Annotated in this window: 4 protein-coding genes; all 4 read left to right on the forward strand. The window is 72.2% G+C overall.

What is annotated here, in order from left to right:
* Positions 1-2,931: sigma-54-dependent transcriptional regulator (locus tag G4D87_RS30885; RefSeq protein WP_240358742.1), on the forward strand; the 2,931-nt coding region annotated here is incomplete at its 5' end.
* Positions 2,932-3,387: 456 nt separating this feature from the next.
* Positions 3,388-4,359 (forward strand): COX15/CtaA family protein, encoded by a 972-nt coding sequence (locus G4D87_RS30890; protein ID WP_163786286.1) that lies wholly within the window; start codon positions 3,388-3,390, stop codon positions 4,357-4,359.
* A gap of 85 nt (positions 4,360-4,444) precedes the next feature.
* Positions 4,445-4,822, forward strand: coding sequence for a DUSAM domain-containing protein (locus G4D87_RS30895; protein WP_163786287.1), 378 nt, complete (start codon positions 4,445-4,447; stop codon positions 4,820-4,822).
* 754 nt (positions 4,823-5,576) lie between these two features.
* Positions 5,577-6,818, forward strand: a 1,242-nt coding sequence (locus G4D87_RS30900; RefSeq protein WP_163786288.1) for a TIGR02270 family protein, incomplete at its 3' end; no start/stop codon positions are given.

Below are 6,818 nucleotides of genomic sequence, written 5' to 3' on the forward strand. Positions count from 1 at the left end.
GAGTTACCGGAGGAGAAGGGGGAGAGCGCCGGGTGGGAACCCGAGACCATCCGCGCCCTGCGAGGTGAGCAGAGCCGCGCGGCGTTCGCTCGCCTGCTTGGCGTCACCCCTCTCACCGTCTACCGCTGGGAGCTGCCGAGCGAAGCCCCCCAGGCCCGCCGTCCGCGTGGCCGCGTGGCCGTGGCGCTCCGCCAGCTCGCCGCGCAAGGCGGAGCCCCCACGCCCCCCGTCTCCGCGTCCCGGCGGCAGGAGCTGCACCCCGAGGAGCTGGCCCGCATCCTCTCCAGCGTCACCCACCTGACGCGGGCTGAGTGGCGGGCCGCGGAAGAAGAGCTGCTGTCGCTGCTGGCCTCGGGCCTCCTGCGCACCCCGGGCGCGCGGGCCATGGCCGCGGTGGGCCTGGCCTATCTGCAGCGCTGGGGCCGCGAGGACAGCCGGGGCGCTTTCACCACGCTGCTGCCCCACCTGGCCTTCGCCGACGCCGGCATCCTCCCGGAGGAGGTGGAGCTGCGCGTGCTCGCCATGGCGGCCACCCTCTACGCGTCCCCGGACGGGAAGCTGTTCGACGCGAACAAGTCCGCCGCGTACGTGGCGCGCGCGGAGGCGCTGCTGGCCAACCACGACGACCCGGAGGTGCGCTGCCAGCTGCGCATGGCCGAGGTCGCCTGCGGCTTCTACCTGGGCGAGGCGGAGCGCATCACCCACGGCTCCGGGCGGCTGGCGGACGCGCTCGTGGGGGTGAAGGACCCGGCCCTGCGGCTGCTCGCCGAGGACGCCTGCGCCCACGAGGCGGCCCTGCGCGGCGAAGCCACCCTGGCCACGCGCCGCTTCCGCGAGGTGGCGCAGGGCGCGGCGCGGATGGGCTACGCCTTCCTGGAGGCGCGCAACCTGGCCTTCCTGGCCCAGCGCCGGCTGGACGAAGCCTGCGAGCCCTCCGAGGCGCTGCAGCTGGTGCGCCGCGCGCGGGAGGCCGCGTATGGCGGGCGCATGGTCCGCGGCTTCTCCTTCATCTTCGCCGCGCGCGCGGAGGCCGAGGCCCTGCTGCGGCTGGCGCGCTTCGCGGAAGCCGAGGCCGTGCTGGATGAAGCGGACGCGGTGGTGGAGGAGCTGCGCTGGACGCCGATGTACCTGACGGTGACGCGCGCGCGGCTGTACCTGCTCAGCGGCCGGTACTCGGGGCTGCGCAAGCTGGCGCGGCACCTGACGGCCTACGACGGCACCATCCAGCGGGCCCTCACCGGCGCCTATGCCCAGTTCGCGGAGTCGCTGGCCGACCTCGCCGAGGGCAACGCGCCTCGCGCGGCGGAGGGCTTCGCCGCGGCCGGACAGCGCACCATGGAGCTGGGCGGCTGGCCCTACCTGCGCCGCGAATGCCTGCTGTATGAGACGTATGCGCGCGTCTACGCCTGCCAGCGCGACCAGGGCCGGGTGCTGCTGCGGCGCGCGCGCGCCTTCCTGGAGCGCATGCCGTCCGCGTGGCACTCCGCCCTGCTCCACCGCTTCGAGGCCTTGCTGCACGTCCTGGACGGGCGCACCGCGGAGGCCCGGTCGCTGCTGGAGGCCGCGCTGGGCACCTTCAGCCTCACCGGCGACTTGTGCATGGCCGTCTACACGCGCCACCTGCTGGCGCTGCTGGCGCGGATGGAGGGCGACCCCGCCGCCGGCGAGCTGCTGGCCGCCAGCGAGGCGGAGCTGCACCGCGTGGGCATGGTGGTGCACCCGCAGCACTTCGTGCACGACGCCACCCGCGCGCCCCACGCCACCTCCCGCGACGCCGAGGGCGCCCCCCGCCTGGGCGCGGAGGCCCTGGTGGTGCCCTTCGAGCGGCTGTCGGTGCGCGGCATGGGCGCGCCCCTCATCCAGCGCGAGCTGCTGGCCGTGGTGGAGGGGCTCTTCCCCCACGGCGCGCCCCGGCTGGAGGAGCTGGACTCGCAGGGCCGGGCCACGCCGCTGGGCGGCGACACCTCCGTGCCCGCCACCGAGGCCGTGGAGTTCGGGGACGGCTGTGGCCGGCGGCTCCGCCTGGGCGTCGCGGGCCACCTGCCCTCGGATGGCCGCGCGCTGCTGACGGCGCTGTCCCGGCTGGGCGGCTTCGCGCTGGAGGTCGCCACCCTGCGAGGCTTCGCCCCGGTGGACGTGCCCGCCCTCGCCAGTGACGACACGGACGTGCGGGACGCGGACGTGCCGGGCTTCATCGCCGCCTCGTCCGCCATGCGGCGGCTGCGCTCGGAACTGGCGCGCCTGTCCTCCAGCCGCGCCACCGTCATCGTCACCGGCGAGTCCGGCTCCGGCAAGGAGGTGGTGGCGCGGGCGCTGCACGCCTTGTCCGCGCGCTCGCAGCGGCCCTACGTGGCCTTCAACTGCGCCGCGGTGCCCCGGGACCTCTTCGAAGGGCAGCTCTTCGGCTACCGGCGCGGCGCGTACACCGGCGCGGCCACGGACCACCCGGGCGTCATCCGCGCCGCGCACGGCGGCACCCTCTTCCTGGACGAGATTGGCGAGCTCCCCCTGGAGGTGCAGCCCAAGCTGCTGCGCTTCCTGGAGAACGGCGAAGTCTTCCCGCTGGGAGAGATGCGGCCGGTGGAGGTGGACGTGCGGGTGGTGGCGGCCACGCACCGGGACTTGGGCCAGCTGGTGCGGGAGGGCCGCTTCCGAGAGGACCTCTACTACCGCCTCCAGGTGGTGCCGGTGCGCGTGCCCCCGCTGCGCGAGCGGCGCGAGGACGTGATGGCGCTGGCCCGGCACTTCGTCCGGCAGCTCACGCCCCAGGGCCTGGAGCCGCCGCGGCTGGGGCCGGATGCCATCGCCGCGTTGATGTCACACCCCTGGCCCGGCAACGTGCGCGAGCTGCGGAACGTGATTGAGCGGTCGATGGCCTACGGGCCATTCCCCGCGGTGCTGGGCGCGGAGCAGATGCGCATCGCGGGCTGAAGTCAGAGGAATGTCCCCAGCCCGCGATGCGCTCCACCCTGTTTCCCCACACCCCTGTGGGAAGCGGCTCCAGAGGTGCGTGCCTCTGGAAGAACACACCCTCGGGTCGGAGAGGGGGGAAACTCCGGCCCGGGGTGCCGAGGCCACCGAAGCGACCTCATGCGAAAGGTGTGTGTCTCCGGCGCCCACCTCGGCACCGGATGCACTGTGGGAGGTGTTAAGCACCCGGCGTGCCAATGCCCGGGAGGGTGATTGACTCAAATGGAAATCATCCGCGCGCCCGGGTAGGGGGCGGGCATATCCAATGGATGCACCACGGCATCCATCTGAATCATTCCGGATACACTGGATGTCCAGCCGGCCCGACAGCCGAGCAGCCTCGCTGATGGCCAGGGTGAGCGCCCCCGGGGCGTGTGGGACAGCGGCGGCGGTGGAAGTGGGTTAATGGGGAGCGCGATGATCCACGCTGCCTCGTCCCGCCGGTTCCAGGCCTTCGGCCTGGGGGTGCTCGCCTTCACGCTGGTCGTGATTCTGTGGGGTGCCTTCGTGCGCGCCACGGGCTCGGGTGCCGGCTGCGGAGACCACTGGCCGGTGTGCAACGGCGAGGTCATCCCCCGAGCCCCCAGCATCCAGACGCTCATCGAATACACGCACCGGCTGACGAGCGGCGTGGCGATGATTCTGGCGGTGGCGCTCTTCGTCTGGGCCCGGAAGGGGCACGCCCAGGGCCACCCGGTGCGGCGCGCGGCGGCGTGGGCCCTGTTCTTCATGATGACGGAGGCGCTCGTCGGCGCGGGAATCGTCCTGCTGAAGTACGTGGCGGACAACGCCTCCGTGGGCCGAGCCCTGTGGATGGGCGTGCACCTGGTGAACACCTTCCTCCTGGTGGGCGCGCAGACGCTGGTCCTCTGGTTCTCCCGGGGCCGGGCCCCGTTGAGGCTGAGGGGCCAGGGGATGCCGGGGGCGCTGATGGGCCTGAGCCTCCTCGGGCTGCTGGTGCTGGGCGTGAGCGGCGCCATCGCGGCGCTGGGGGACACGCTGTTCCCGTCCACGACGTTGGCGGAGGGGCTGCGTCAGGATGTTTCGGAGACGGCGCACATCCTCATCAAGCTGCGGGTGCTGCACCCGCTGCTGGCGGTGAGCGTGGGCGCGTTCCTGATGCTGGCGGCGCGGTGGGTGGCGCGGGTGCGGCCGTCGGAGGACGTGCGGCGCGCGGCGTCCGCCATCACCGTGCTCTACGCGGTGCAGCTGGGCGCGGGCGTGACGAACCTGCTGCTGCTGGCGCCGGTGTGGATGCAGCTCGTGCACCTGCTGCTGGCGGACTTCGTGTGGATGGCGGTGGTGGTGCTGTGCGCGGGGGGACTGGCCGCGGATGCGCCCCGGGTCGTGGCGGAGACGTCGCCCGCTTCGCGCGCCGAGCCGGTCTGACGGCGTTCGCGGTTGCGTTGGAATGCGCCAGCCGCGCCATGGGCGCGGACAGGTGCTGCCCCCTCGGGGCAAGAGGTAACAAGGCATGGCGGATGAACTCGAATGGGAGCCCGTCCGAGCCCTGGCGCGGCGCGTGCGGGACGGTGAACGCCTGACGCTCACGGCGGACGTGAGGGAAATGCTGGAACGCACCGCGCCGGAGGTTGGCGTCAGCGAAGCTGACGCGGCAGCAGCCCTTGGCACGGCCGAAGAGGCGGAAGCCCTTCTGCTGGAATGCGCGCGCCGCATCAAGGAAGGCTCCGACCGCATTGTCGACGCGCTTCATCGCGCCAGGCGCCACCGGAAGGCAGGAGACTTCGACAGCGCCCGCCAGGAGATGCGGGAGGTGCTCGCCGCCGAGGTGGTGCCGCTCTATCGCGAAATCGCGGAAGGCCAGCTCGAAGACATGGCAGAGGGGCCGTAATAGCGAAAAGAGTTCGACGGCTGTCCTCGGGATGTACGCGGAAGCCTCGCCCGCGGTGACACCGCACACCCCCAGCCGGCGGCCCAGGTCGGCGGCCAGCTCGCGCGCGCTTTGATAGCGAGCGGCGGGTGACGGCTAAAGGAGCCTGTTGATGGTCACCAGGAAGCGCGGATTTCTGGCCATGGACGGCGAATGGGAAGCGAGCCGGTGGAGTCCAGGGCAGCGTGTGTCTTGAAAAGTCAGGAAGGCCCATCAGCGACACCTGGAGGGCCTTCCTGGGGGCGCGCCCTGATGTGCGGTAGGGGCGAGCCGGTGAGGGCGGGGTAGCGCACTTCCGGGGCGCGGCGCCAGGAGTCGGCGCGCGCACGGGAAGGTGTGCGTGGCGTCATTGCGTCCGTCGGCTTGCATTCCCCAGTCCGGGCCGGAAGACGCCAACCACCGTCGCTCACGGGCTGGAGCCCCTGGCGACAGTGGCCCATGAATTGAATTGCCCCGAAGGACGATGCCACTGACAGGCGCTGCTCCCATCAAGCCACGCCACCGTCGGCTCCGTTCACAGGCTGACGGTGACTTGCCGTACGGGGCACGGCACGCGTTGCCCCGTCCGCGCGCTCTCCACGTAATGCTCGCCATTGCCACCGCATATAGAGCAATGGCTCTCACGCGTCGGCCGCAAGCGGAGCATGAAGGACTTCGCGCATCCATGTCAGCCCTTACGGCCATGCTTCCTGGAGTCGAGGGAAAGGAAGACACCATGCTGTTGGTAGACGTGCTGGAGGAGCACCTCGACGAGGCCGAGTTCCGGTGGCTGCAATGGGAGCGGGCCCTGGCGGCACCGGGCTTCACCGTCGACGAGACGGCAACGCGAGAGGAGCGACTCCTTGCGCACCTGGAGGCACTGGAGGACGAGTCCGCGCTCGACACCGTGCTGCGCCCGGCCTTCGACTCGGAGGAAGCGCCGCGCGTCTCGGCCGCAACCCATGCGCTGCTGGGGCTGGGCCAGGTGGACGAGGTGCTGGTGCGACTGCGAGGTGCGGAAGCGCCCACCCGTGCCGCCATGCTCCGGGCGCTGGAGGTGAGTGAAACGCCGGGGCTGGCCTCTCGCCTCCATGAGTTGCTGAAGCTGGAGGACACCGCGCTCCAGGCGGGCGTACTGGAGACGCTGGCCTTCCGCCAGGAAGCGCCCGCCGAGTTGCTGGCGCGCTTCTTCACCCATGACGAGCCGCGGGCGCGCATCGCCGCCCTGCGCGGGGCCCTGGCACTGCCGGAGGAGACGGTGCGCGGGCACTTGCCCGCCCTGCTCGACTCGGCCCACCCCGGCATTCGCGCGGCGGCCATGGAGGCGGGCCTCACCTCCAGGGTGCGGTTGGCCTGGGAGACATGCCGTAGGGAAGTGCAGGCGCCTGGCGCGCATGCCCGAGAAGCCATGGTGTTGCTGGCGCTGGGTGGTGACGAGGCGGAGACCACTCTCCTGGTGGACTTGCTGGAGCCCACCGAGCTGCGCGCCCACGCCCTCTGGGCCCTGGGCTTCAGCGGACGGGTGGCGGCCATGGAGTCCTGCGTGAACCACCTCGCCGTGCCCGAAGTGGCACGCCTGGCGGGGGAGGCCCTCTCCGCCATGACAGGCCTGCGCCTGGAGGGCGCCTTCGCCCTGCCTCCTGGAGAGAGGCCCGAAGGCGCGCCGGTGCCCCCAGAGGAAGAGGAGAGCCTCGACGCCGATTTGACGCCCCGTCCAGAGGACGACTTGCCCTGGCCGGACGTGGCCGCCGTGAAGGACTGGTGGGCGCGAAACCATGCACGCTTCGTGAAGGGCACGCGCTACCTGCAGGGCCAGCCCTTCAGCGGCCCGGCGCTGGTGGAGGCGCTGGAATCCAGCCCCATGCGGCGCCGCCACGTGCTGGCGAGGGAGTTGGCCATTCGCACCCGAGGGCAGCACCGCATCCCCACCCGCGCCTTCACCCACCGCCAACGCGAAGCCCTCGCCAGGGCCCAGGCC

The sequence above is a fragment of the Myxococcus vastator genome (assembly GCF_010894475.1).
Lineage (GTDB): Bacteria > Myxococcota > Myxococcia > Myxococcales > Myxococcaceae > Myxococcus > Myxococcus vastator.

What these genes read in the sequence shown, in the direction of transcription:
- G4D87_RS30890 (WP_163786286.1), top strand. Translation starts at nt 3,388, where the DNA reads ATGATCCACGCTGCCTCGTCCCGCCGGTTCCAGGCCTTCGGCCTGGGG.
- G4D87_RS30895 (WP_163786287.1), top strand. Translation starts at nt 4,445, where the DNA reads ATGGCGGATGAACTCGAATGGGAGCCCGTCCGAGCCCTGGCGCGGCGC.